This window comes from Amycolatopsis sp. FU40, from assembly GCF_021903635.1.
Taxonomy (GTDB): Bacteria; Actinomycetota; Actinomycetes; order Mycobacteriales; family Pseudonocardiaceae; genus Amycolatopsis; species Amycolatopsis dendrobii.
On the sequence record NZ_CP091381.1, the window covers coordinates 2,682,080 to 2,707,191 of the forward strand.

At 70.4% G+C, this 25,112-nt stretch carries 22 protein-coding genes; 10 read left to right on the forward strand and 12 right to left on the reverse strand.

Going from position 1 to position 25,112, the window contains the following annotated elements; translation table 11 throughout:
- The 3 genes from L3Q65_RS13315 to L3Q65_RS13325 are packed head-to-tail and all read right to left on the reverse strand — an operon-like array spanning position 1 to position 4,029.
- Positions 1 to 768, reverse strand: a complete 768-nt coding sequence (locus tag L3Q65_RS13315) for a polyprenol monophosphomannose synthase (protein ID WP_037806192.1) — start codon at positions 766 to 768, stop codon at positions 1 to 3.
- Between the two features lie 23 nt (positions 769 to 791).
- Positions 792 to 2,417: an apolipoprotein N-acyltransferase gene (lnt, locus tag L3Q65_RS13320; RefSeq protein ID WP_237599802.1), complete on the reverse strand. Its 1,626-nt coding sequence runs from the start codon at positions 2,415 to 2,417 to the stop codon at positions 792 to 794.
- A 10-nt stretch (positions 2,418 to 2,427) separates the two neighbouring features.
- Positions 2,428 to 4,029, reverse strand: coding sequence for an amidohydrolase (locus tag L3Q65_RS13325; protein WP_237599803.1), 1,602 nt, complete (start codon positions 4,027 to 4,029; stop codon positions 2,428 to 2,430).
- Between the two features lie 121 nt (positions 4,030 to 4,150).
- On the opposite strand from L3Q65_RS13325, the gene L3Q65_RS13330 reads away from it, so the two are divergent.
- From L3Q65_RS13330 to L3Q65_RS13355, 6 genes are all read left to right on the forward strand, one after another.
- Positions 4,151 to 5,542: a KamA family radical SAM protein gene (locus L3Q65_RS13330; RefSeq protein WP_182889281.1), complete on the forward strand. Its 1,392-nt coding sequence runs from the start codon at positions 4,151 to 4,153 to the stop codon at positions 5,540 to 5,542.
- Positions 5,543 to 6,456: 914 nt separating this feature from the next.
- Positions 6,457 to 7,197, forward strand: a complete 741-nt coding sequence (locus tag L3Q65_RS13335; protein ID WP_237599804.1) for an SDR family NAD(P)-dependent oxidoreductase — start codon at positions 6,457 to 6,459, stop codon at positions 7,195 to 7,197.
- A 42-nt stretch (positions 7,198 to 7,239) separates the two neighbouring features.
- Positions 7,240 to 8,853: a class I adenylate-forming enzyme family protein gene (locus L3Q65_RS13340; protein ID WP_237599805.1), complete on the forward strand. Its 1,614-nt coding sequence runs from the start codon at positions 7,240 to 7,242 to the stop codon at positions 8,851 to 8,853.
- A gap of 40 nt (positions 8,854 to 8,893) precedes the next feature.
- Entirely contained in the window at positions 8,894 to 10,819 is a 1,926-nt protein-coding gene (locus L3Q65_RS13345) for an NAD(P)/FAD-dependent oxidoreductase (RefSeq protein WP_237599806.1), read from the forward strand.
- Between the two features lie 19 nt (positions 10,820 to 10,838).
- Positions 10,839 to 11,381 carry a nuclear transport factor 2 family protein gene (locus tag L3Q65_RS13350; protein WP_237599807.1) on the forward strand — a complete coding sequence of 181 codons (543 nt, stop codon included), beginning with the start codon at positions 10,839 to 10,841 and terminating at the stop codon, positions 11,379 to 11,381.
- A 74-nt stretch (positions 11,382 to 11,455) separates the two neighbouring features.
- Positions 11,456 to 12,334 (forward strand): alpha/beta fold hydrolase, encoded by an 879-nt coding sequence (locus L3Q65_RS13355; RefSeq protein ID WP_237599808.1) that lies wholly within the window; start codon positions 11,456 to 11,458, stop codon positions 12,332 to 12,334.
- Positions 12,335 to 12,444: 110 nt separating this feature from the next.
- On the opposite strand, the gene L3Q65_RS13360 is transcribed toward L3Q65_RS13355, so the two are convergent.
- Genes L3Q65_RS13360 through L3Q65_RS13380 form a run of 5 tightly spaced genes read right to left on the reverse strand, consistent with a single transcriptional unit; the run spans position 12,445 to position 18,434 of the window.
- Complete coding sequence (locus L3Q65_RS13360; RefSeq protein WP_237599809.1) at positions 12,445 to 13,215, reverse strand: FadR/GntR family transcriptional regulator; 771 nt, start codon at positions 13,213 to 13,215, stop codon at positions 12,445 to 12,447.
- 41 nt (positions 13,216 to 13,256) lie between these two features.
- Positions 13,257 to 14,180: an alpha/beta hydrolase gene (locus tag L3Q65_RS13365; RefSeq protein WP_237599810.1), complete on the reverse strand. Its 924-nt coding sequence runs from the start codon at positions 14,178 to 14,180 to the stop codon at positions 13,257 to 13,259.
- Entirely contained in the window at positions 14,180 to 14,929 is a 750-nt protein-coding gene (locus L3Q65_RS13370) for an SDR family NAD(P)-dependent oxidoreductase (protein WP_237599811.1), read from the reverse strand. Before L3Q65_RS13370 ends, L3Q65_RS13365 begins: the two co-directional genes overlap by 1 nt.
- Positions 14,926 to 16,839: an NAD(P)/FAD-dependent oxidoreductase gene (locus tag L3Q65_RS13375; protein ID WP_237599812.1), complete on the reverse strand. Its 1,914-nt coding sequence runs from the start codon at positions 16,837 to 16,839 to the stop codon at positions 14,926 to 14,928. Before L3Q65_RS13375 ends, L3Q65_RS13370 begins: the two co-directional genes overlap by 4 nt.
- Positions 16,840 to 16,865: 26 nt before the next feature.
- The gene (locus L3Q65_RS13380) at positions 16,866 to 18,434 is read right to left on the reverse strand and encodes a class I adenylate-forming enzyme family protein (protein WP_237599813.1); all 1,569 of its coding nucleotides are present in this window, start codon (positions 18,432 to 18,434) and stop codon (positions 16,866 to 16,868) included.
- 103 nt (positions 18,435 to 18,537) lie between these two features.
- Between L3Q65_RS13380 and L3Q65_RS13385 the strand changes: the two genes are divergently transcribed.
- From L3Q65_RS13385 to L3Q65_RS13395, 3 genes are read left to right on the forward strand one after another with little or no spacing between them, the layout of a single operon-like run.
- Positions 18,538 to 19,326, forward strand: a complete 789-nt coding sequence (locus L3Q65_RS13385) for an SDR family NAD(P)-dependent oxidoreductase (protein WP_237599814.1) — start codon at positions 18,538 to 18,540, stop codon at positions 19,324 to 19,326.
- 1 nt (position 19,327) lies between these two features.
- The gene (locus L3Q65_RS13390) at positions 19,328 to 19,852 is read left to right on the forward strand and encodes a nuclear transport factor 2 family protein (protein WP_237599815.1); all 525 of its coding nucleotides are present in this window, start codon (positions 19,328 to 19,330) and stop codon (positions 19,850 to 19,852) included.
- On the forward strand, positions 19,849 to 20,967 hold the full coding sequence (locus L3Q65_RS13395) for a zinc-binding dehydrogenase (RefSeq protein ID WP_237599816.1): 1,119 nt from the start codon (positions 19,849 to 19,851) through the stop codon (positions 20,965 to 20,967). The genes L3Q65_RS13390 and L3Q65_RS13395 overlap by 4 nt, the downstream gene beginning before the upstream one ends.
- Here the strand turns inward: L3Q65_RS13395 and L3Q65_RS13400 are convergent.
- Positions 20,964 to 21,416 (reverse strand): MaoC/PaaZ C-terminal domain-containing protein, encoded by a 453-nt coding sequence (locus L3Q65_RS13400; protein WP_237599817.1) that lies wholly within the window; start codon positions 21,414 to 21,416, stop codon positions 20,964 to 20,966. The two genes, L3Q65_RS13395 and L3Q65_RS13400, sit on opposite strands and share 4 nt — an antisense overlap.
- 51 nt (positions 21,417 to 21,467) lie before the next feature.
- On the reverse strand, positions 21,468 to 22,328 hold the full coding sequence (locus L3Q65_RS13405) for a helix-turn-helix domain-containing protein (protein WP_237599818.1): 861 nt from the start codon (positions 22,326 to 22,328) through the stop codon (positions 21,468 to 21,470).
- A gap of 163 nt (positions 22,329 to 22,491) precedes the next feature.
- Here L3Q65_RS13405 and L3Q65_RS13410 point away from each other — a divergent pair, with 163 nt between their 5' ends.
- Positions 22,492 to 23,400 carry an alpha/beta hydrolase gene (locus L3Q65_RS13410; RefSeq protein WP_237599819.1) on the forward strand — a complete coding sequence of 303 codons (909 nt, stop codon included), beginning with the start codon at positions 22,492 to 22,494 and terminating at the stop codon, positions 23,398 to 23,400.
- A 45-nt stretch (positions 23,401 to 23,445) separates the two neighbouring features.
- Here the strand turns inward: L3Q65_RS13410 and L3Q65_RS13415 are convergent, their stop codons facing one another.
- Positions 23,446 to 24,582, reverse strand: coding sequence for an NDMA-dependent alcohol dehydrogenase (locus L3Q65_RS13415; RefSeq protein WP_237599820.1), 1,137 nt, complete (start codon positions 24,580 to 24,582; stop codon positions 23,446 to 23,448).
- Positions 24,579 to 25,106 (reverse strand): cupin domain-containing protein, encoded by a 528-nt coding sequence (locus tag L3Q65_RS13420; protein WP_237599821.1) that lies wholly within the window; start codon positions 25,104 to 25,106, stop codon positions 24,579 to 24,581. The genes L3Q65_RS13415 and L3Q65_RS13420 overlap by 4 nt, the downstream gene beginning before the upstream one ends.
- Positions 25,107 to 25,112 lie beyond the last annotated feature (6 nt).

Consider the following 25,112-nt stretch of genomic DNA (forward strand, 5'->3'; position numbering starts at 1 on the left):
TCAGCCTCGGCCCAGCAGCTTCTTCAGCTGGGCCAGGCGGCGCTGCACGCCCCACTCCGCGACCCGGAAGAACGCCTCGGACATGATGCCGCCGCTCATCTTCGACACGCCGATCTCCCGGTCGGTGAAGGTGATCGGCACCTCGACGATGTCGAACCCGGCGTCCGCGGTGCGGCGCGTGAGGTCGATCTGGAAGCAGTAGCCGTGCGAGGCGACCTCGTTCAGCGCCAGCTTCTCCAGCACCGGACGGCGGTACGCGCGGAACCCGGCGGTCATGTCCGCGACCTTGATCCCGAGCGCGATCCGCGAGTACAGGTTCGCCCCGCGCGAGAGCAGCGTCCGGCGCAGCGGCCAGTTCACCGTGCTGCCGCCGGGCACGTACCGCGACCCGATCGACAGGTCCGCGTCGCCGACCGCGTCCAGCAGCCGAGGCAGGTCCTCCGGCGCGTGCGAACCGTCGGCGTCCATCTCCACGAACGTCGCGTAGCCGCGCTCCATCCCCCAATGGAACCCGGCGATGTAGGCCTTGCCGAGGCCTTCCTTCGCGGTGCGGTGCAGCACGTGCACCCGCTTGTCGGCGGCCGCGCGCTCGTCGGCCAGCTCGCCGGTGCCGTCCGGGCTGCCGTCGTCGACGACGAGCACGTCGACGTCCGGGAGTGCCTTGTGGAGCCGGTCCAGCACCGGGCCGAGGTTGTCCCGCTCGTTGTAGGTCGGGATCACCACCAGCACCGGTTCGATCGTTTCGGCCCCCCGCGGCGCCTGCGCCATCCGTGTCCTCCGCATCCGGCGGATCAGCCCGCCGCTTCCCCTGCTGTGGTCCCCGTTGTCACTGTCTTGCCGGTACTGCGCCGGGTGCGAAAACGGAGCACGAACCCGCCGGCGACACCCGCGATCGCCAACGCCAGCAGTCCGTACTCCGTCCACGCACCGATTCGATCCGACAGCGTAGTCTGCGTGCGCAGCGGCACGCGCCCGACCAGGGCATCCGCCGTGAAAAGCCCGGTGGAGCTGGTGATCGTCCCGTCCGGGGCGACCAACGCGCTCACCCCGGAGACCGCCGACACCACCACCGCGCGCCCGTGCTCGACCGCGCGCAGCCGCGCCATCGCCAGCTGCTGGTAGCTCATCTCCCCCGGCCCGTACCACGCGTTGTTGGTCGGCACGACGAGCAGTTCGCCGCCCGCATTGGCCGCGTCGCGAGCGGGAGCGTCGAACGCCGATTCGTAGCAGATGAACACGCCGATCTTCGTCCCCGCGACCGACAGCGCCGCGTTGGAGCCGTCGCCGGGACGCATGTCGCGGGTGTCGTCGATGAACGGCGTCACCAGCCGCGCGACGGCGCGCGCGGGCACGTATTCGCCGAACGGCACCAGATCCTGCTTGACGTAACGCTGGCCCGGGCCGGTGTTCGGATCCCAGACGACCGCGGAGTTCTCCGCCGCCCCGTCCGGGGTGCGCACGAGCGCGCCGATGATCGCCGGGGCCCCGAAAGCCGACACCATCTGGTCGACGCCCGGGTCGTCGCCGTCGAGCGGGGTCGAGGTTTCCGGCCACAGCAGCAGATCCGGCTTCGGCGCCTGTCCTGATTGGACCTTCTGCAGCAGCCGGGCGCTTTCGGCGAGGGCGTTCGAGCGCAGCACGCCGCGTTGTCCCTGCAAAGCGAGGCCGATGTCCGGAGCGTTGCCCTGCACGGAGCCGACGGTGAGCGAACCGTTCTGCGCCTCGGCGCCGATCGTCGGCCACATCGCGAGCCCGGCCGCGGCGGGAAGCACGGTGAGCACGGCAGGCCAGACCAGCGCGCGGTCCCAGGCTTTGCGCGTGCGCCAGAGCCGGGCGACGACCGCGGCTAGGCCGAAACCGGTGAGCACGACGGCGAAACCGACCAGCGGCGCGCCGCCGACCGACGCGAGCGACAGGAACGCGCCCTCGGGCTGGCTGAACGCGACCCGGCCCCACGGGAACCCGCCGAACGGGAACCACGTGCGCGGCGTCTCCAGCGCGATGAACACCAGCGCGCCCCAGAGCGGCGCCAGCGGCAGCCGCGCCACGACCCGGATCAGCCATCCGGCGAGTCCGAAGTAGAGCGACAGCGCGAACGACAGCGCCAGCCACGGCAAGGGCCCGAAGTCGCGGCCGAGGAAGTCCTGCAGCCACACCAGCAGCGGCACGAAGAACGCCATGCCGAACACGAAGCCGTACCCGAACGCGCCGCGGAACGACCGCCCGCGAAGGAGCAGCGCGAACGCGGCGAACGCGATCGGGGCCAGCCACCACAGCGGGCGCGGCGCGAAGCTGAGGTAGTAGCCGTAGCCCGTCGCCGCCGTCGCCAGGACGCGCGCGAGCCACGGCTTCCACGCCCGCTTTCGCTTGGTCTTGTGCGAAACGCCCGAATCGGCGTCCGCCACGCTCACTGCCACACCCGGAACTCTAAGCGGCCGGTGTGAACTCGTCGTAGATGACCGTGCCGCCGCGGACCGTGCGCAGGCAGCGCGGCAGCGGCGTGCCCGGCTCCAGCCTCGGCAGCGGCGGCACGCCCGAACGCGGGTCGGTGGACCAGCGCTGCACGCGGCTGTCCGCTGTGGCGACGACGAGGTCGGCCGCGTCCCAGATCGCGTAGTGCGCGGGCGCGCCGGGGACGAGACTGCCGGTCACGCCGTCGTTGACGCCCGCCGCGCGGTGTCCGGCGCGCGTGTGCGCGGTGAACGCGGCACGGGCGGAAAGCCGCGCTTCGGGTGTGTGGTGGTGCACGGCCGCGCGGACCGCCGCCCACGGGTCGACCGCGCACACCGGGGCGTCGCTGCCGAAGGCGAGCACGACCCCCTCGGCGGCGAGCTGCGCGAAGGGGTTCAGCGCTGCCGCCCGGTCGCCGAGCCGTTCGGAGTACATGCCGGAGCCGCCGCCCCAGGCTTCGTCGAACAGCGGCTGCACGGATGCGACGACGCCCCATCCGGCGAGGGCGCGCGCCTGGTCCTGAGTGACCATCTCCAGGTGCTCCAGCCGGTGGTGCCGCGCGGCGAGGGGACGCTGTCCGACCTGCTTCTCGGTCAGCCGGAAGCCCTCGATCACCTCGCCGACGGCGGCGTCGCCGATGACGTGGAAGCCCGCCTGCAGCCCCGCTTCGGTGCAGGCGACGAGATGGTCGGCGATGACGGCGGCGTCGGCGTAGAGGGAGCCGGAGGTGCTGGGCTCGTCGGAGTACGGCGCGGTGAGCGCGGCGGTGCGGGAGCCGAGGGCCCCGTCCACGAAAAGGTCTCCGGCGACGCCGTGTGCGCCGAGGCGGCGGGCGGTGTCGAGGGCGTTCAGCTGGCCCCAGTAGCCGACGACCTCGGGCAGTGTCGGGTCGGCGAGCGCGAGGAGGTCGGCGAAGTCTTCCTCGCCGGAGATGTCCGGGCCCGCGCATTCGTGCACCGACACGATCCCGCGCGCGGCGGCCGTGGCGAGGAAGGCGCGCTGGGCTGCCTGGCGCTGCGTCCGGGTGACCGCGTCCCGGGCCGCGCCGCGGACGAGGTGGTGGGCGGCGCGGGTGAGCGGGCCGTCCGCGGACCATCCGGCGGCCGACTCGACGCCGGGCGCGATTTTGACGAGCGCGCTCGACACCAGGGCGGAGTGGACGTCTACGCGGCTCAGGTAGACGGGAGTGTCCCCGGCGGCGGCGTCCAGCTCGGCGCGGCTCGGCAGCCGCTGCTCGGTCCAGGACGACTCGTCCCAGCCGTGCGCGAGCAGGACCTGCCCGGGAACGACAGCGCCGCGCACCGCGGCGAGCAGTTCGGCGGAGCTGCGGACGGCGGTCAGATCGAGTCCGGTCAGGTGCAGGCCGGTCGAGGTGGCGTGCACGTGCGCGTCCACGAACGCCGGTGCGACGAACGCCCCGCCCAGGTCGACGACCTCGGCGTCCGGATGCAGCGCGCGGGCCGGAGCGTCCTGGCCGACCCACACCACGGTGCCGCCGGAAACCGCCATCGCGGTCGCGTCGGGCGAGGACGGGGTGTAGACGCGGCCGCCGAGCAGGAGCGTGGTGCTGTCGTTCACTCCCCGAGTCTCCCGCCTGGTCCTCCGAGCAGGGCAGACCGGGTCATCGTGCAGAAAGATTTACGGTCGACTAACGTTATGGCAGGATATTTTCACGCGTTCCCGACGACTAGGAGTACAGATGACTGCGATCCAGGAACCTGTGCCGACTGCCGCCGCCTTCGACCAGCCATACGAGTACGTCCGCGCCGAGTTGGCCGAACCCGACTGGCGCCGCTTCCCCGGCTGGCACGACGTGACCGAAGCAGAGTGGCGGGACGCCCAGTGGCAGCGCGTGCACTGCGTGCGCAACGTCAAACAGCTGCGCGCCCTCATGGGCGACCTGCTGGAGGACCGGTTCTACGAGGACCTGGTCGCCGACCAGCGCGAGATGGCCACGATGTCGATGCTGCTGCCGCCGCAGATGATCAACACGATGGCCCCGCACGCGGGCACCGACCCGGCGAAGGTGACCGAGGCGTTCTACGCCGACCCGATCCGCCGCTACATGCTTCCCGTGCGCAGCGACCGGCACCCGGTGTGGCCCAGCCACCCGCACGCCGAACGCGACTCGCTGCACGAGGCCGAGATGTGGGTGGTCGAGGGGCTCACCCACCGCTACCCGACGAAGGTGCTGGCCGAGATGATCTCGACCTGCCCGCAGTACTGCGGGCACTGCACCCGGATGGACCTCGTCGGCAACTCGACCGAACAGGTCGAGAAGCACAAGCTCGCGCTCAAGCCGGTGGACCGCCAGGACGCCATGATCGACTACCTGAAGCGCACCCCCGGAGTCCGCGACGTGGTCGTCTCCGGCGGCGACGTGGCGAACGTGCCGTGGCCGCAGCTGGAGTCCTTCCTGATGCGCCTGATGGACATCGAGACCGTCCGCGACATCCGCCTCGCCACGAAGGCCCTCGCGGCGCTCCCGCAGCACTGGCTCCAGCCGAAGGTGACCGAAGGCTTGCAGCGGGTCGCTCTGACGGCGCAGGCACGCGGGGTGAACCTGGCCATTCACACGCACGTGAACCACGCGCAGTCGGTGACGCCGCTGGTGGCGGAGGCCGCGCGGACGGCATTGCAGGTCGGAGTGCGGGATGTGCGGAATCAGGGCGTGCTGATGCGCGGGGTCAACGCCACTCCGGCGGCGCTTTTGGATCTCTGCTTCGCATTGCAGGGCGAGGCCAATATCCTGCCCTACTATTTCTATATGTGCGACATGATTCCCAATGCTGAGCACTGGCGGGTTTCTGTGCATGAAGCGCAGGAATTGCAGCATTCGATCATGGGATATCTGCCCGGATACGCGACGCCGCGGATCGTGTGCGACGTTCCTTACGTCGGGAAGCGGTGGGTGCACCAGCTCGCCGAGTACGACCGTGATCTGGGGATTTCCTACTGGACCAAGAACTACCGGACCGGGATCGAGCACGAGGACCCGGAGGCGTTGCAGCGGAAGTACCCGTACTACGACCCGATCCAGACGCTGCCCGAGGCCGGGCAGAAGTGGTGGGCTGACCGGAAAGCCAACTAACGCCGAGCGCTGATCCCGAACACTTGCCCCGTACTGGGCGACAGACCGGCAAGCCGCGGCTAAAGCTCACGGGATCCGCGCCCTGCCGCGGGCGAACCGCGCACGGGAAAAACGCCTCAGAGTGGTGCCTGGCCAGCGGATATAGCGCCGGCCAGGCACCGCCAAAGCGCCGCGCCGTCCCCAGCGGTGAAACAGCCCGATCTGCCCGGCCGCGCGAACGCACCCAGGACGCCCGCGATTCCGATCGGCACATGACCGCGAAACTCCACAGTGGACACTCGCGCAATACCCGGCAGACCGGTCCGAGCGTCCATATTTTGCCGTCCGACTATTTTGAGTCCCGCTCGCAACCGAGTGTTTCCGAAGTACTTGCATGGATGCCATTAAGTGAATTCACTCAACTATTCTCTTCACTGCATCGGCAATTTTTGGGGCACCCGCGACAGCGGTCGCTTTGAAAGAAGGCCAGACTGCTCTGAGTAGTTTCGCTACGGTGCGAAGTTCGCTGGGGCGGAACAAGTTCTGACCCCCCGGTCCGGCCGAACTGCGGGCACTTGGCGAGCGCAGGCGTCAGCTGTAACGATCGACGACTTGGGCGACGCTTTCACTGAGCACTTCGGCCCAGGACGCGTACCGACAGGACAAGGCGAACCCATCGACGACGCCCTCGGCGCGTTCCTCGCCCACTGCGCAGCAGGCATTCGAGGCAGGCGGAGCGTGCGGCGCCAGGAACCCGAACCTGGCACCGCACGCCAGGCGAACTGACACCCCCAGGCTTGGTCCGCATAGGTGCGCAATCCGCGCCGGCAGTGCCCGGCCGCAGGTGCCGCGCGCTTGCCGGAGCCCTTATAACTCTGATACTAGTTATAGGCGCTCCGGCTGTGCTGCCCCGCCGGAGCCGGAAGGAGCGGAAGATGGATGCGTTGGCGGACAAGATCTTCGTCGTCACCGGTGCCGGGCGCGGGATCGGCAGGGCGATCGCCGAACGCGCGGCGGCGGCCGGCGCGACCGTGATCGCGGCGGACCTGGACCAGGACGCCGCCGAGGCGACCGCCGACGCGTTGGGCGGCGCCGCGGTCGGGGCGCGGGCCGACGTGGGTTCGCGCGCATCGGTGGACACGCTGATCGCTTCGGTCCTCGACCGGTTCGGCCGGATCGACGTGCTGGTGAACAATGCCGGGTGGGACAAGGCCGGTCCGTTCGTGGAGTCCGATCCGGACGACTGGGACCGGATCGTCCGGGTCAATCTCTACGGCGTCCTGCACACTTCGCGCGCCGTGCTGCCCGTCATGGCCGAGCAGGGCGCGGGTTCGGTCGTGAACATCGCGTCCGACGCCGGCCGGGTCGGATCGTCCGGCGAAGCGGTTTACTCCGCCGCCAAGGGCGGGATCATCGCGTTCACCAAGACCACCGCGCGGGAACTCGCGCGCAGCGGGGTCCGGGTCAACTGTGTCTGCCCGGGGCCGACCGACACTCCCCTGCTCGCCTCCTTCGCGGGCGAAAAACTCCGCAGCGCCCTCGTGCGCGCCATCCCGCTGGGCCGGGTCGGCGTCCCCGCGGACGTGGCGAACGCGGTGGTGTTCCTGGCCGGTGACGAGGCCGGCTTCATCACCGGCCAGACGCTCAGCGTCAGCGGCGGCCTGACGATGGCCTGACCGCCCCGCGAACTCACCGGAATATCCGAGAAAGGTCCAGCCATGGGCAACGAAGCACCACTGGCCACCGCCGAGGCGGAACCTCGGCGGGTCACCGCGACCCTCACGTCGGCGTTCGCCGAGGTGTACCGGCGCCACGCCGGCTCCACCGCGATCATCGGCCTCGACGGCCGGCGGTGCACCTACGCGGAACTCGGCTCCCGGGCCCGCCGGCTCGCCGGCGGCCTCGGATCGCTCGGCGCTGCCCCCGGCGACCGGGCGATCGTCCTGATGAAGAACCGCCCGGAAAGCATCGTGATCGACCATGCCCTCGCGGCGGGCGGATTCGTGCGAGTGGCGCTCAGCTACCGGCTGCACAGCCGCGAAGTGGCCGCCATCGCCCGGGATTGCACTCCGGTCGTCGCGTTCGTCGACGACGAACGCGAAGCCGGGCTCGCCGAAGCCTTCGCCGAGGCGGGGCTGGACATCCCGGTGGTAGCGGTGGACGAGCCGCGCACCTCCTCGGCGCTGCGGTTCGCCGCCTTGCTGGACCACCCCGAGGCGGAATCCCCAGCGGTCACGACCGAGCAGCTCGCGTGGATGCCCTACACCTCGGGCACCACCGGCGAACCGAAGGGCGTGATGCTCAGCCATCGCAGCGTGCTGGCCTGCGCCCGCAACCTGATGGTCGAACTCGACGCGATCGAACAGGACGACGTCGTCCTGCACGTCGCGCCGCTGACCCACCTGTCGGGCTATCTCTCGGTCCCCTACACGCTGCGCGGCGCGACCCATGTCTGCGTGCCGAAATTCGACGCCGCGCAGACGCTGCGCGCGGTGTCCGAACTCGGGGTGACTGTGCTGCCGATGGTCCCCACGATGCTCAACATGCTCCTGCCCGAACTCGACGCGGCGCAGTGGGACACCAGCACCCTGCACACCGTCATCTACGGCGGCTCCGCGATCGCACCGAGCCGCCTGGCCCGGCTGGTCGGCCACCTCGGCGACGTCTTCCTCCAGGCCTACGGGCTCACCGAGATCCCGTTCCCGCTCGCCTCCCTGTCCAAGCACAGCCACCGGTTCGACCCCGCCGGACCGCCGCCGGAGCGGCTGGCCTCGGCCGGGCGGATCAACCCGTTCGTCGAAATCCGGCTCCGCACCCCGGACGGGCGCGACGCGGCCGAGGGAGAAGAAGGCGAGATCCAGGCGCGCGGCGACACCACGATGCTGGGCTACTGGAACCGGCCCGCAGCCACCGCGGACGTCCTCCTGCCCGACGGGTGGGCCGCGAGCGGGGACGTCGGCCGCATGCGGGACGGCTTCCTGCACATCGTGGACCGCAAGAAGGACATGATCGTCTCCGGCGGGTTCAACGTGTTCCCGGCCGAGATCGAGAACGCCATCGCGGTGCTGGACGGGGTCGACGAGGTCGCCGTCGTAGGCGTGCCGGACGAGCGCTGGGGCGAATCGGTGAAGGCCGTGGTCGTCGTCCGCGACGGGCACCGCGTCAGCACCGAGGACATCGACCGGGTCTGCCGGGAGCGGATCGCCGCGTACAAGCGGCCGCGTTCGGTCGATTTCGTCGACGCACTCCCGAAAACCGGCTCCGGCAAGATCCAGCGGCACCGCATCCGCTCCGGGTACTGGGCCGGGGAGGAACGCCGTGTCGGCAGCTGACGCATCCGCCCGCGCCGCGGCGCCGGACCGAGAGAGACTGATGGACAAGCAGACCCGACCCCGCACCCCGGCCGACCGCGAACTGCGAGCCGCGATCCGGGCCGCCAACCTGCCGACCCTGCAGCTGGTTCTGGCGCAGCTCACCGGAAACGACGGCTGGCTGGAAGGCCGGTTCCGTCCCACCCGGACGGTCGCGCTCGACGACAACGACACCGCCGGGCTGCCGGAAGAAATCCGGGAGGAGATCTTCGCGGCGGCGTTCGACGTCCTGCGCCCCGTGCTCGCCGGACGCGCCGAAGCGCCCGCTCCGCCCTCGGACGACCGCCTGGTCGGCTTGCTGAGCCAGTCGCTCGGCGAGCAGGTCCCCGCCGAATACGGGCCGTCGATGGCCGAGGAAGGCAATTTCCGGCCGCGCGGAGGCCTTTCCTGGCGCGCCGGGCGTCCGGCGGCGGCCGACCGGCTGCACGTGCTGGTCATCGGCGCGGGAGCGGCCGGGATCGCGACCGTCGTGCAGTTGCGCAGGCTCGGCATCCCGTTCACCGTCGTGGAAAAGAACCAAGCGGTGGGCGGCGTCTGGCACGAAAACACCTATCCCGGGGCCGGCGTCGACACTCCCGCGCACCTCTATTGCTACTCCTTCGCGCCGAAGCCCGAGTGGAGCCGCTACTACGCCAAGCAACCCGAGGTGCAGGCCTACCTCGCCGAGGTCGCCGAACAGTTCGACGTGGTCCGGTCGGTCCGCTTCGCGACACAGGTCCGCGCGGCGCGCTGGGACGACGCGCGCAGCCGGTGGCTGGTCGACCTCGAAGGACCGGGCGGGGAACGCTCCGAACTCGTCGCCACCGCCGTGATCAGCTGCGTCGGCAGCCTGAACCAGCCGGTGATCCCCGACCTTCCCGGTCGCGAAGACTTCGCCGGCCCCGCGTTCCATTCGGCCCGCTGGGACCACTCCGTCGACCTCGCGGGCAAACGCGTCGCAGTGGTCGGCACCGGCGCCACCGCGATGCAGATCGTCCCCGCGATCGCGGACCGGGCCAAGGAAACCGTCGTCTTCCAACGGACCCCGCAGTGGGTCGTGCCGAACGGCAACTACCTGCGCCCGGTGTCCGAGGAGGTGCGGCTGCTGATGGAGCACGTCCCGTACTACGCGGCGTTCTACCGGCTGCGCCTGGTCTGGCAGTTCCAGGACAAGCTGCTCGCCACCCTCAAACGGGACCCGGAGTGGCCGCACCCGGAGCGCGCGGTCAACGCCGCCAACGACCGGCACCGCGCGTTCATCGCCCGCGCCATGGAAGAGCAGCTCGGCGACGACGCGGCCCAGTTGCGCGACGTCGTGGTGCCGGACTATCCGCCCTACAGCAAGCGGATCCTCATGGACAACGAATGGATCGCCACGGTCCGCCGCGACGACGTCGTGCTGGTCCCCCAGCGAGTGACCGGCCTCGACGAGAAGCACCTGCGCACCGCGGACGGGGCGCTGCACGAAGCCGACGTCGTCGTGTTCGCGACCGGGTTCCAGTCCCGCAAGATGCTCGCGACCCTCGAGCTCACCGGACGCGACGGCACCACGCTGCGCGACGCGTGGGGCGACGACGACGCCGACGCCTACCTCGGCATCACCGTCCCGAATTTTCCCAACCTGTTCATCGTCGGCGGACCGCAGACCACACCCGCACACGGCGGCAGCGCGATCTTCGTGGCCGAGTGCGCCGCGCACTACGCCGTGCAGATGATCATGCGCATGGCCGAAGAGGGGCTCGAAGCGGCCGAAGTCCGCCCTGACGCGGCCGCCGCATACTCCGCCCGGGTCGACGCGGAACACGAACAGCTCGTCTGGACACACCCCGGAACGACCAACTGGTACCGCAATGCCCGCGGCCGTGTGGTGAACGCGTTGCCGTGGCGCGGCGTCGACTACTGGGCGATGACCCGGCATCCGGACCTCGGCGACTACTTCACCCGGTGACGGCCGGAAAGGACAAGGAATGGACGACCGGATCCAGCAGCTGCTCGACCGCGAGGAAATCCGCGGGCTGATGGCCCGCTACGCCCGTGCCGTCGACCGGATGGACACAGCCGCGCTGCGCGAGGTCTACCACCCGGACGCCTACGACGACCACGGCGACTACCAAGGCGACGTCGACGGCCTGATCGGATACGTGACCGACCGGGTCGGCGACATCCCCCAGGTCATGCACTTCCTCGGCCAGTGCCACATCGAATTCGCTTCCCCCGACATCGCTCTGGCCGAGACCTACTTCATGACCGCGCACACGCTCGGGCCGCAAGCCCAAGCGGCATACGGCGTTCAAAACGGAACCGGCACGGTCCAGATCTCCATGTTCGGCCGGTACGTCGACCGCGCCGAACGACGCGACGGGCACTGGCGAATCGCGCACCGCGACACCGTCTTCGAAGCCACCCGGCTGTTCACCGGGACCGTCCCGCCGATCAAACCGGACTGGGCACAGCATCGCCGCGACCAGCAAGACCCGGTGTACCGGCGCAGGCACGAGGCAGGCCTGTGACCGCGGCCCCGTTGAAATGCCCTGAATCGAGGGCCGGTTTTTCCCGGACCGCAGGTTAATATATTATATTCCTGATGCATCGAGAGAACGGAGTGCGCGTGCCCGCGCCGAACGTCCGGCACGAGCCGGTGTCCTTCCCCAACAACGGCGTCCGCCTCGTCGGGGACCGCCGCGTCCCCGACGGCGCCGCACGCGGAACGGTGGTCTTCCTGCACGGCGGCGGCCAGACCCGGCATTCCTGGGGCAAGGCCGCCGAACGCGTCGCCCGCAGCGGCTGGACGACCCTCTCCCTCGACGCCCGCGGGCACGGGGACAGCGCATGGGCCCCCGACGGCCGCTACACCCTCGACGCCTTCGTCGCCGACCTCTGCACAGTGCTGGACGAACTGCCCGAAGCCCCCGTGCTCGTCGGAGCCTCGCTCGGCGGCATCACCGCCCTGTCCGCCGCCGGGGAACGCCCCGGATGCGCCGCCGGACTCGTCCTGGTCGACGTCGCACCCCGGATCTCGACCGCCGGCCGAGCCCGCATCATCGACTTCATGGCCGGCGCCCCCGACGGATTCGCCTCGCTCGACCAGGTCGCCGACGCCATCCACGCCTACAACCCGCACCGCCGCCGCCCGCGCAACCTCGACGGGCTGCGCAAGAACGTCCGGCAACGGGAAAACGGCCGCTGGTACTGGCACTGGGACCCGAAATTCCTCGACTTCGGCGACGAACCCAGCCGCAACACCGAAGCCGACCGGCTCGCCGCCGCCGCCCGTGCCCTGCGGATCCCCACCATGCTCGTGCGCGGCAGCGAATCCGACGTCGTCACCGCGGAAAGCGTCGAAGACCTCCGCAAGCTCGTCCCGTCCGCCCGGTTCGAGGAAGTCCACGCCGGGCACATGGTCGCCGGCGACGACAACGACGTCTTCACCACCCACCTGATCGACTTCCTCGCCGCCGCCTGAGCCGGTGGCGCGGGAAAGCCCGTGCTGCCCCGGCCGCGCATCTCACGATCGTGCTCGTCGCCGCACTCGCGTCGACGGCGCCGATCCGGACCGATACCGCCCGCAGGCGATCACGGCTCGCGGTCTCCCGAGAGGACCTCGTCCACGTCCGGCCACAGGATCCGGCTTTCCAGGCTCGCGGGCTGGTCCTTCTGCAGTCCGTCCACCACCGACTTGATCATCACGTGCGTGATCGCCCGGGCCGACGCGCCGTCGCCCGCGCGGATCGCGTCCACGACGGTCGTGATCCGGTCGGTCAGCTCGTCGCGGCTGCCTTTGGGAAACCGCCACGGCACCGTCGTGGTCATCACCGCCAGCGCGGGCACGATGGCGGCCAGCACGTCGTTGTGCGAGGCCTCCGCCACCCGCAGGTGGTAACGGCCGCTGTGCGCCGCGAACTCCGGGCCCCGCTTGCGGCGCGCCGAACGCAGCGCCGCGACGGAATCGTCCAGCAGTTCCAGATCGGCGTCTTTGCGGTGGGCAGCGGCCAGCGCTGCCACCTCGGGTTCGATCGCCAGCCGCGATTCGAACACCGTGCGCAGCGTCGCCCCGCGGAACTGCACCACCATGCCCAGCGCGCTGCCGACCACCGACGGACCGGGAGTCACCAGCCGCGGCCCGCCGCGCGGGCCCGCCTTGACCACGACCGCACCCAGGAAAGTGAGCAGCCGCAACGATTCCCGCAACGTGCCGCGCGAGACGCCGTACCGCTCGATCAGCGTCGCCTCGTCCGCGAGCGCGTCGCCCGGTTCGAGCCCTCGCGCCAGGAAGTCCCGCACGATCCGCCGCGCGGTGCTCGCGGGCAGCGAGCCCCGGCGGATCGTCGGCTCCGTCGCCGTCATGGCTTCCCTCCCCGCTCGCGCCGTGACAACTAGTGTACCGGTTATCGGCCCTGAGCCGGGGCCCCGGGCCGGACGGCGAGTCCGCGGGCGGCCAGGAACCGGGCGATCCGGCTCAAGCCTTCGGCGTGTCCGGCGCGGGTGGGCAGCTGGAGGAATCCGTGCGGGGCCCCGGCGATCACCGCGAGCTCGTGCGGCACTTCGGCGGCGGCGAGCCGCTCGGCGAGCGAGCGGGATTCGCCGAGCAGCGGGTCCTGGTCGCCGACGAGGACCAGGCTGGGCGGGAACCCGGCGCAGTGCCGTTCGGGGTGCAGCCGCGGGTCGTCGAGCAGCTGCCGCGCGTCGTCGGGCTCCAGGTAAAGCTGGGTGTCCGGGTCGCGTCCGCCGACCAGATGCGCCACCACCGGCAGCGACCGCTGGACGTCGTAGATGCCGTAGCAGAGCAAAGCGGCCTCGACCGGGCCGGCGGTTCCGGTCGCCAGTGCCGCCGCCGCGAGGTTCGCGCCCGCCGAGTCCCCGCCGAGCAGCAGCCGGTCCGGGTCTCCCCCGAACCTCGCCGCCGCCTGGCGAGCCCAGGCGACCGCGTGCAGCGTGTCCTCGACCGCGGCCGGGAAGCGGTGCCGGGGCGCGCGCCGGTAGCCGACGACCACGGTCAGCAGGCCGAGCGTCGCGAGGTCCGCGGCCAAGCGCCGGTGGGTGGCCGGCGCGCCCAGCACCCACGCGCCGCCGTGCAGGTACACCAGCACCGGGAACGGCGGTTCGCCCAAGGGCCGGTAGATGTCGGCAGTGACCTGCCAGCCATTCGCCTCGCGAAGGGGAACCTTCAGCTCGATCCCGCCCACGTCGGGCATGGCCTGGTTGGTGTAGGCGTCGAACGAAGCGAGGAGTTCCTTCGCGTTGCCCGCGGCGGGAGGCACGAGAGTCCGCTGGAACTCCAGAAGTTCGGGCGGGAGCGGGATTTCCGGCATCAGGCGGCGACCCGGATCGTCTGGCCGGTGACATGCCTGCTGTCGGGCGAGGCGAGGAACAGGATCACGTCGGCGACCTCGTCCGGTTCGCCGTCGCGGCCCAGCGGCTGCACGTCGCGGTACGCCTGGACGTAGTCCGCCGCGACGGCTTTCGTGAGGCTGTCGTTCCAGATGAGACCCGGCATCACCGCGTTCGCCCGGATGCCGCTGGACGCGCCCTCCTTGGCCAGCGCCCGGGTGAGGCCGAGCACCCCGGCTTTCGCCGCTGCGTAAGCGACTTCGCCGAACGGCGCCGGGGATTCCGCCGCGAGCGAAGACACGTTCACGATCGCCGGGGAAGCCGACTGCCGCAGCAACGGCCAGGCCGCGCGGGCGTGCAGGAAGTGTGCCGTCAACGACGTGGACAGCACCCGGTTCCAGTTGTCCAGGCTGGTGTCCGGAAACGGTGCGAGCTGGTTGAGCCCGACGCTGTTGACCAGCACGTCGAGCTGCCCGAAGGTATCCGTGACGTCGGCGAACAATGTCTGTACGCCTGCTTCGTCCGCCGCGTCCAGCGCTCGGGCGAGCACGTTCTCCTCGCCCGCCGCCGCGCTCAACTCGTCGCGGAGCCGGTCCAGCCGCTTGGCGCTCAGGTCGGTGACGACCACGCGCGCGCCCTCGGCGAGCAGCCGCCGCGCGACCACCCCGCCGATCCCGGCTCCGGCCGCCGCGTTGACCATCGCCACTTTTCCGTCGAACCGCTTGCTCATCGTCGTCCTTCCGCCGGACCGTCGATCCGGTAATCCGCCAGGTCGGCTTCCTTGGTCATCCGCCACCAGTCGAGCACCCGCCACGGATTGCTCACCACGACCCGGCCGCGCGAGTTGCGGTAGTAGGTCGTGATGCCCGGGTGCGTCCAGATCATCCGCTCGTGCGCCGCGGCGACCTCGGCGTTGTACTTCTCGCTGACCTCCGGGCGGCAGTCGGCGGCCGTCACGCCCGCGCGGCCCATCCGGTCCAGCAGGCTGAGCACGTACCGCATCTGGCATTCGAGGTAGAAGATCAGGCTGCCGCCGTGCCCGGCCTGGGTGTTCGGACCGTACAGGCAGAACAGGTTCGGGAACCCCGGAATCGCGGTGCCGAGGTAGGCCTGCGCGTCATCGTCGTCCCACACCTCGCGCAGCGTCCGCCCGTCCCGTCCGGTCGCCTCGAACGACGCCAGGAACCGCACCACGTCGAAACCGGTCGCGAAGATCAGCACGTCGAACTCGGTCTCGCGGCCCGATTTCAGCCGCGCGCCGGTCGGCAGGATCCGCTCGATCGGGTCGGTGACCAGTTCGACGTCGTCGCGGCGCAGCGTGCGGTACCAGCCGTTGTCGAGCAGGATGCGCTTGCCGAACGGCGGGTAGTCCGGGGTGGCCTTCTCGATCAGATCCGGCCGTCCGGCCAGTTCGCCTTCCAGGTACCGGGTGAAGAACCGGCGGTGCCCGTCGTTGATCGCGTTGATCGACCGCTCCGGATGCGGCCACTCCGGATCCCGTTGCAGGGACTCGTAGAGCGTGTCGTTGAGCACCCAGGCGAGCCGCTGCCGGTACCAGAACCGGTAAAGCGGGACTTCGCGCAGCAGGAACCGGACCGGTTCGGGGATGTCCTGCTGGAACTTCGCGAACGGCGCCACCCAGTGCGCCGACCGCTGGAACAGCGTCAGCGACGCGGCCGTGCCGGCGATCGCGGGCACCACCTGCATGGCGCTCGCTCCGTTGCCGATCACGCCGACTCGTTTTCCCGCGAGGTCGAGCCCTTCCGGCCACTGCGCGGTGTGGCACGACTCCCCGGCGAAATCGGCCAGCCCGGGCAGGTCCGGGAGCTTCGGCGTGCCGAACGCGCCGACCCCGCTGATCAAGATGTTGGCGCGGAGCGTTTCCCGTCCTTGCGGTCCTTCGACCTCGACAGTCCACATTCGCGCCGGCTCGTCCCAGGCGGCGGAAAGGACCACTGTGGACAGTCGGATGCGCTCGCGCAGCCGCCATTGGTCGGCGACGTCTTCGAGATAGTCGTGCAGTTGGTCGCGGGAGGCGTAGTAGCGCGGCCAGTCCGCCACGACGGTCGAGTACGAGTAGAGGTGGCTCGGCACGTCCACGCCGCATCCCGGATAGCGGTTGTGCCACCAGGTGCCGCCCACGCGGTCGTCCTTCTCCACCACGGTGCACTCCACCCCCGCGGCGCCGAGCCGGTGCGCGGCCAGCAGGCCGGAGATCCCGGCGCCCACGACGATCGCGCTGAAGCCCGCGGGCGCTGCCGTCTCGTGCACCGGATCCTCGCCGCGCGTGGCGATTCCCAGGTCGTCGGCGATCATCGGGCCGTACTCGGCCGGAACGGACTCGCCCATCGCGACCGAAAGCATCCGGGTCAGCAGATCCTCGCCCGGATCCGGCAGAGCCACGGGTTTCCCGTGGCGCCAGGCGACGATCGCGTCGGCGGCGGCTCGGCGGATCTCGTCCTGCACCTGCTCGGGCAGGCCGCCGGTGTCGTTCTCGTCCAGCCCGCGCCCGCGGGTCGGCCGGTACGGCGCTTCCAGCCACCGCCGGTCGCCGGTGAGCTGCACCAGGACCATCAGCAGCGTGGGCACGTTCGCGTCCCGGACCGCGGCACGCACTGTCGTCGCGAACGCGTCGTGCATCGCGGAGGTTCCTTTCCCGTCGCCCGTCATCCGTTGACCAGCCGGTCTCGGCCCGCCCAGTACCGCGCCTTCAGCTCTCGGCGCATGATCTTCCCGGTGCCGGTCTTGGGCAGTTCGTCGACGAATTCCACCGTGCGCGGCCGTTTGTAGGCGGCGATCGTGTCGAGGCAGACCTGCTCGACCTCCGCCGCGGTCACCGCCGCTCCCGGGCGCGGGACCACCACCGCGCGCACCGTCTCGCCCCACCGGTCGTCCGGAACGCCGACAACCGCGACCTCCGCGACGCCGGGCAGCGTGTAGATCGCGTTCTCCACCTCGGTCGGGTACACGTTGAACCCGCCGCTGACGATCATGTCCTTCTTGCGGTCCACGATCCGCAGGAACCCGCCGGCCATCCGGCCCACGTCGCCGGTCGCGATCCAGCCGCCGTCGAGGATCGTCTCCGCGGTCTCCTCCGGCAAGTTCCAGTACCCGGCCATCCCCGCGTCCCCGCGCAGCTGGATCTCGCCCGGCTCGCCGTCCGCGACCGGCTGCCCGGAAGCGTCCACGAGCCGCATCTCGATGAACGGGCTCACCCGGCCCGCCGAGCCCAGCCGGGGCGGCAGCTCGCCGCCAGGGTCGAAAAGGTGATCCTGCTTCGGCAGCCACGAGGACCACGGCATCTCGGTGAGCCCGTAGGACTGCACGAACACCGGGCCCAGCACAGCGATCGCACGGGCGAGCCGGTCCGGCGCGATCGGCGAGCCGCCGTAGAGCACCGTGTGCACGCTCGACACGTCGTGCTTGCCGGATTCCAGCACCGGCAGCATCAGGTTGATCATCGTCGGCACCAGCGGCAGCACGGTCACCCGGTGCTGCTCCACCAGCCCGGCGAGTTCCTCGGCGTCGAACCGGCCGAGCGCGAGCTGGCTCGCGCCGCGCATGAAGTACGCCAGCATCGCGTATCCGCTGAGATGGGTCAGCGGCGCGGTGTGCGCCAGCACGTCGGAACTCGCCGCGCCGGGCAGCTCCACCAGCACGTTCCGGATGATCGACAGCAGGCTCTCGTGCGTGTGCACCACGCCTTTCGGCTTCCCGCTGGTGCCCGAGGTGTAGGGCATCCACGCGAGGTCGCCCGGCCAGATCTCCGCCGGTTCCGCCTCCCGCTCCGGGAACAGTTCCTTGAACGGCACCGCGTCCCCGGCGGGTTCGTCGAGCGCTACGAGCGTTCCGCCCACCACTGCGCCGATCTCGGCCAAGCGCTCCCCGTCGACGATCACCGCACGGGCGCCGCAGTCCGTCACGATCTCGGCCACTTCGCGCGGATGCAGCCGGTAGCTCAGCGCGACGCGGACGAAACCGCCGATCGCCAGCGCGTGGTCGAGGACGAAGCATTCGGGCCGGTTCTTCGTCAGCACCACGACCCGGTCGCCTTTGGTCAGCCCGAGCGAGCGCAGCCCGCCGACCAGCCGCCGCGCCAGCGAACCCAGCTCGCGGTAGGACACGGTGCGCCCGTCGCGTTCCAGGATCGCGGGCAGGTCTGCGAATTCCCGGTGCCCGCGCAGCAGCACGGACGCCACCGTCGGTCCGCCGGAGGCTTCCTTCGGTTCGTTCACGTCGATACCTCCTCGGAGAACTCTTATACTAATAAGCATCCACCCGAGGCGGCTGTCAAGACCGCTAACTATGATACTAATAGCGGGGACGAAGGGAGCCTTCATGGGCACAGCGGACAGCGAAGTCGCACTCGTCACCGGCGCCGGAGGCGCGATCGGATCGGAAATCTGCCGCGCGCTGCGCGCCGCCGGGATCCGCGTCGCGCTCGCCGACGTCGACGAAGCCGCGCTCGAACGGACCGCCGCGGACTTGGGCCCCGGCGACGACCTCGCGTCGTTCGCGGCCGACCTCGCCGACGACCGGCAGACCGCCGGACTGCCGGACCGGGTGCGCGAGCACTTCGGCGGCCTGGACATCCTGGTCAACAACGCCGGGGTCCGCGAGGTGGTGCCGCTGCTCGACCTCACTCCCGGGCAGTGGCGGCGCACGCTCGACATCGACCTCGTAGCCCCGTTCGTGCTGTCGCGCGCGGCGATCCCGGGCATGATCGCGCAGGGTGGCGGGAAGATCGTCAACGTCGCCTCGATGGCCGGGCTTTCCGCGTTCCGCGACCGCGCCGCCTACAGCAGCGCCAAAGCCGGCTTGATCATGCTGACCAAGGTCACCGCCGTCGAATGCGGGGACCAGGGCATCCGGTGCAACGCCGTCGCCCCCGGCGTCGTCGAAACCCCGATGACCAGTTCGTTCTTCGGCTCCGCCGACCTGACCGCGTCGATCCGCGCGAACACCCCGATGCGGCGCTGGTGCGGCCCGGCGGAGATCGCCGAACCGGTCGTGTTCCTGTGCGGCCCGCAAGCCCGGTTCGTCAACGGCGCCGTGATCCCGGTCGACGGCGGCTGGACCGCGGGCTACTACGGCGCCGAACTCTCGCCTCGCCCGAAGGAGTCCTGACGTGCTGACCCACGAAGAACTGTCGGCGAAACAGGAAATCGCCGACCTGCTGCTCGGCTACTGCCGCGGCATCGACCGGTGCGACGCCGAACTGGTCAAGCAGGCGTTCTGGCCGGACGCCTACGACAACCACGGCGCGGACGCGGGCCCGGCACGGGAATTCGCGGACCGGATCGTCGCGGCGAAACTCGCGACCACCGAGTGGACCACCCACGCGGTGACCAACCACCTGGTCGAGGTCGACGGCGACCGGGCGTTCTCCGAGGCGATCGTGCTGACCTTCCAGAAGCAGTGCGGCCAGGACGAGATCAACGTTTTCTGCGGCCGCTACGTCGACCGCGTCGAACGACGCGACGGAACCTGGCGCATCGCCTACCGGCAGATGATCCACGACTGGAGCGGTTCCACCGTGCTCGCGCCCTGGGCACTGGGCGGCGTCGCCAGCGGAGCCTTCGTCCAGGGCGCCCGCCGCGACGCCGACTTCGTCACCGGCCCCGGCCGCGCAGACCTCATGGAGGCGAAATGAAAGCCCGCGCCGCGGTCCAGGTCGCCGACCGGCGATTCGAGATCGAAGAATTCGAGGTGCCCCGGATCGGCCCGGACGAAGCGCTCCTTCGGGTGGACGCCTGCGGCATGTGCGGCAGCGACGTCGAACAGTACGACGGCGGATTCGCCGCGCTCGGCGTGACCTACCCGGTCATCCCCGGCCACGAACCGATCGGCACGATCGCCGAGATCGGGCCCGCGGCCGCGCGCCGCTGGGGTGTGCGCACCGGAGACCGGGTCGCCGTCGAACCGGTGCTCGGCTGCGGTTCGTGCCGGGCCTGCCTCACCGGCGCCTACCGCCGCTGCAAGGGATCCGGCAACGGCGCGGCGATCAACGCTTACGGCTACCTGCCGACCGCGCTGACGCCCAGCCTGTGGGGCGGCTACGCCGAATACCTCTACCTGCACCCGCGCACCGTGCTGCACAAACTCTCCGGCAACCTGCCGCTCGAACTGGCCGCGCTCTACCAGCCGGTGGCCGCCGGGATCCGCTGGTTCGCCCACGACTCCGGCCTGCGCAGCGGAGACACCGTGGTGATCCTCGGCTGCGGGCAACGCGGGCTGGCCGGGGTCGTCGCCGCGCGCGACGCCGGCGCCGGCCGGATCATCGTGACCGGCCTGGCCCGCGACGCGCACAAACTGGAGCTGGCCAAGCTTTTCGGCGCGGACGTCACAGTGGTCGCCGATGAGGAGGACACCGTCGCCGCGGTCTTCGAGCACACCGGCGGCGAAGGAGCTGACGTGGTCGTGGACGTCACCGCGGTGTCGACTCAGCCCATCGTGGACGCGATCGCCGTCGCCAAGCCCGGCGCGACCGTCGTACTGGCCGGGGTCAAAGGCTCCGGCGCGACCGTACCGGGCTTCCTTCCGGACGCGGTCATCACCAAGGAGCTCACGGTGAAAGGCCTGTGGTCGCAAGACATCCGCGCGTTCGAGCCCGCGCTCCGGCTGATCGAAGCGGGCAAGTACCCGCTCGAACAAATGCACACCCACACCTTCGGCCTCGGCTCCGTCGCACAGGCCGTGGAGACGCTCGCCGGACGCATACCGGGCGAGAACGCGGTGCACGTGATGATCGCCCCGCACGCAAGCTAAGGACGGTTGCGGATCAAATAGGACATCACACCGGTCTGCGCGACGACGCCGTCCTGAGTAACCAGGTCGTACCGAACCCGGACGGCCCCGGCGTCGCCGCGGCCGGTCTGCCGCGTGCCGATCACCCGCGCCCTCGTGTGCACGGTGTCGCCGAATCGAAGCGGTGCCTGGAATTCCCAGTTCTCGATGCCCAGCAACGCCAGCGCGGAACCCTCGAACGCGCCGGTGCGCGAGCTGAGGCCGAGGCACCACGACAATCCGAGCGCGCCGTGCGCGACCCGCTCGCCGAACCGACCTTCCGCCGCGGCGACCGCGTCGGTGTGCATCGGGTTGTAGTCCCCGGTCGTCGCGGCGAACGACACCACGTCCGCTTCAGTCACCGTGCGACCGGGCGAGACCAGTTCGTCGTCCTCCCCCATCGCCGCGAAATCCTCGAACCACAGCGGCACCGTGAACCACCTCCGGGAGGTACCGTACTTCGCTCAAGCGATCGGCGTCGGTCAGCGATCCGCGCCCGAGCGGTCGCTGCTGGCGGCCCAGGAGGACAGCAGCAGCAGTCCGTCGTGAGACGGGCTGCCCGGTTCGGCGGTCCACACCACCAGCTGCTGGTCCGGATCCGCGGCACAGGTCAGCGCGTCCCAGTCGAGAGTCAGCTCGCCGGCGACCGGATGCTTGAGCACCTTGCTGCCGCGGTCGCGGGCGGTGACCCGGTGATCGCCCCACCAGCGGCGGAAATCCTCGTCCCGCAAGGAAAGCTCGCCCACCAGCGCGGCCATCCGCTGGTCGTGCGGGTCGCGGCCGGCTTCCATCCGCAGCATCGCCACCGCGGTGCGGGCCATCGGCTCCCAGTCCCGGTGCAACGACTTGAAGACCGGGTCGGAGAACAGCAGCCACAGGTAGTTGCGCTTCTTCTCCGGCAACCGCTCGAAATCGGCGAGCAGCACAGTGGCCATCCGGTTCCAGGCGAGCACGTCCATGCCCCGGCCCAGGACGAACGCCGGGCTGGTGGTCAGCTCGTCGAGCATCCGCCGCAGCGCCGGCAGCACCTTCTGCGCGGAACGGCGCCGCGGGCGGGCCGCGTCCTTGCCGGCGAGTTCGAACAGGTAGCCGCGTTCCTCTTCGGTGAGACGCAGCACCCGGGCGAGTGTGTCCAGCACCGGCGCGGACGCCTGCCGGCGGCCCTGCTCGATGCGGGTGTAGTAATCGGGACTGATCGAGGCCAGCAGCGCGACCTCCTCGCGGCGCAGGCCCTTGACCCGCCGCTGCGCACCGGTCTCGGGCAGCCCGACCGCGCTCGGGCTCACCTCGGCCCGGCGGGCCTTGAGGAACTGCCCCAGTTCGCTGTTGCCGTCGCTGCTCATGCCACCAGTGTCGCAGCGGGCAGGCCACTTCGCCTCGGCCAAAACCGTCCCTGGGACAACTGGGTCCCAGGCTGGAATCGGCCCATTGTCGGGCCCCGCGCCGCGCGGCATCGTCGAAGACAGCGGAAATCGCTTGGCAACAAGGGAAAGAAGACGATAGCTGATGAAGACGAACGTGCGCTTCCCCAGTGCGGGCCTCAGCCTGGCCGGGCTGCTGTTCACCCCCGACGACCACACCGGCGCGCCGCTTCCCGCGGTCGTCGTGTCCCACCCGGGCGGCGGCGTGAAGGAGCAGACCGCCAGCATCTACGCCGAGCGCCTGGCCCGCGAGGGCTACGCGACGCTGGTGTTCGACGCCGCTTACCAGGGCGAGAGCGAAGGCGAACCCCGCGGGCTGGAAAACCCGTTCCAGCGCGGCGAAGACGTCCGGGCCGCGGTCACCTGCCTCACCACCCGCGACGACATCGACCCCGCTCGCATCGGTGCGCTGGGCATCTGCGCGTCCGGCGGCTACGTGCCGTTCGCCGCGCAGACCGACCACCGGATCAAGGCGGTCGCCACGGTCAGCGCCGTGGACATCCGCAGCCTGCTGGCGGAAGGCCTCGGCCGCACCCAGGGCCCGGAGGTCCTGCAGGCGATGCTGGACCAGGCCGGCGCGCTGCGCACCGCCGAGGCTCGCGGCGAAGCCCCGGTGACGCAGAACTGGGCCCCGGAAAGCCCGGAGGGCCTGGAGGAAGCACCGACGCTGTACCGCGAGGCACAGGACTACTACCGCACACCTCGCGGCGGGCACTGCAACTCCACGAACGAGTGGCCGTTGCGCAGCATCGACCAGATCGCGCAGTTCGACCCGTACGCGATGATCAAGCTGATCGCTCCGCGGCCGCTGCTGATGATCATCGGCTCGGACGCCGACACCGGCTACTTCAGCCGCGAAGCGGTCGAAAAGGCCGACGAGCCCAAGGAACTCTACGTCGTCGACGGCGCGACCCACATCAGCCTCTACGACAAGGACGAGCACGTCACGCCGGCGGTCGCGAAGCTGACCGGCTTCTTCGGCGAAAACCTCTGACCGCCGCGGTTTCGCGGGTGCCCGCGCGGGCACCCGCGAAACCGGTCACTGGTCGTGCAGGATCACGCCTCTGATGATCTCGCCGTTGACCATGTCGGCGTAGCCCTGGTTGATCTCTTCGAGCCGGTAATGGCGGGTGGCGAGCTCGTCGAGCTTGAGCTTTCCGGCGTCGTAGAGCCGGAGCAGCTTCACGATGTCGTAATGCGGGTTCAGGGTGCCGAACATCGAGCCCTTGATCGTCTTCTCCCATTTGGTCAGCACCGCGCCGGACACGTGCACCGTCAGCTCGTCCGGACGGCCCAGGCCGGTGACTACGACGACACCGCCCTTGCCGACCACGTCGAAAGCGTCCTGCACGACCTTCTCGTGCACGACCCCGACGGTCACCAGCGCCTGGTCGGCACCCTGGCCCCAGGTCAGCTCGCGTACCTTCTCCGCAGCTTCCTCCGGGGACGCGAACGCGTGCGTGGCGCCGAACTTCAGCGCGGTTTCCCGCTTGAACTCCACCGGATCCACGACGACCAGGTACTTCGCGCCCGCGTACGCCGCCCCTTGCACCGCGTTGATGCCGATGCCCCCGATGCCGTAGACCACGACGGTGTCGCCGACCCGGACGCTTCCCGCCGAGGTGGCGGTGCCCCAGCCGGTCGGCACCCCGCAGCCCACGAGCACCGCCGACTCGAGCGGCAACCAGTCGTCGATCTTGACCACTGACCGCTCGGACATCGTGGCCCGCTGGGAGAACGTGCCCAGCATCGCGATGCTGCCGTAGTCACGGCCGTCTTCCCCGTGGTAGCGGAACCGGCCGTCGGGGAACGCGCCGTCCATCGACAGCGCGCCCCAGTCGCACAGGCTGGCCCGGCCGGTCGCGCAGTAACGGCACACGCCGCAGCTCGGCTGGAAGCTGCACACCACGTGGTCCCCCGGTTTGACCCGGGTGACCGCGGGCCCGACCGACTCGACGATCCCGGCGCCCTCGTGCCCGACGACGATCGGCTTGCGCCCGCCCAGCACCGGCTGCTTGCCTTCGCCGACGCCGTCGATCATGTGGAAATCCGAATGGCACAGCCCCGAAGCCACGAACTTCACGTGCACCTCGCCCACGCCGGGCTCGTCCACCTCAAGGGTGCGCAGTTCGAACTCGGTGCTGTTCTCGTCCACTACCGCCGCGAGTGTCTTCATGCCGGTTTGCGCTCGGCGGCGATGTAGATGTAAGCCATCGTGGCCGGTTTCCCGCTGCGGTTGCGCCACGCGTGCCGGGTGCCGCGCTGCACGACGCAGGTGCCCGGCGTGATCCTCCGCTCGGCGCCGTCGTCCAGTTCGAGGACGAGTTCGCCGTCCAGCAGGATGCCGTAATCGACGCTGTCGGTGACGTGCATGCCCGGGTCGTCGCCCTCGAACACACCCCCGATGCCGCCGGGCTGCTGACGTTCCGCCTCGGCCAATGCCGCGGCGTCCCCGGTCGTGGCCTCCGGCGGGAACGTGCAGATCATGAAACGGGTGCCGCCCGGGCCGGGGAAGAACGGTTCGTAGGTGCTCTTCGCGTTGCCGCCGGCGCTGACCTCCGGGACGCCCTCGCCGGTGCCCCACAGCTTGAGGAAGTCGATCCCCAACACCGTTTCGGCGGGAATGGGCCCCTCGTCCGCGAAGACGGACTTGTCGTCCGCGGTGCGATCGGTGACGATCCGCTCGAACTTGAACTCCATTGTTCT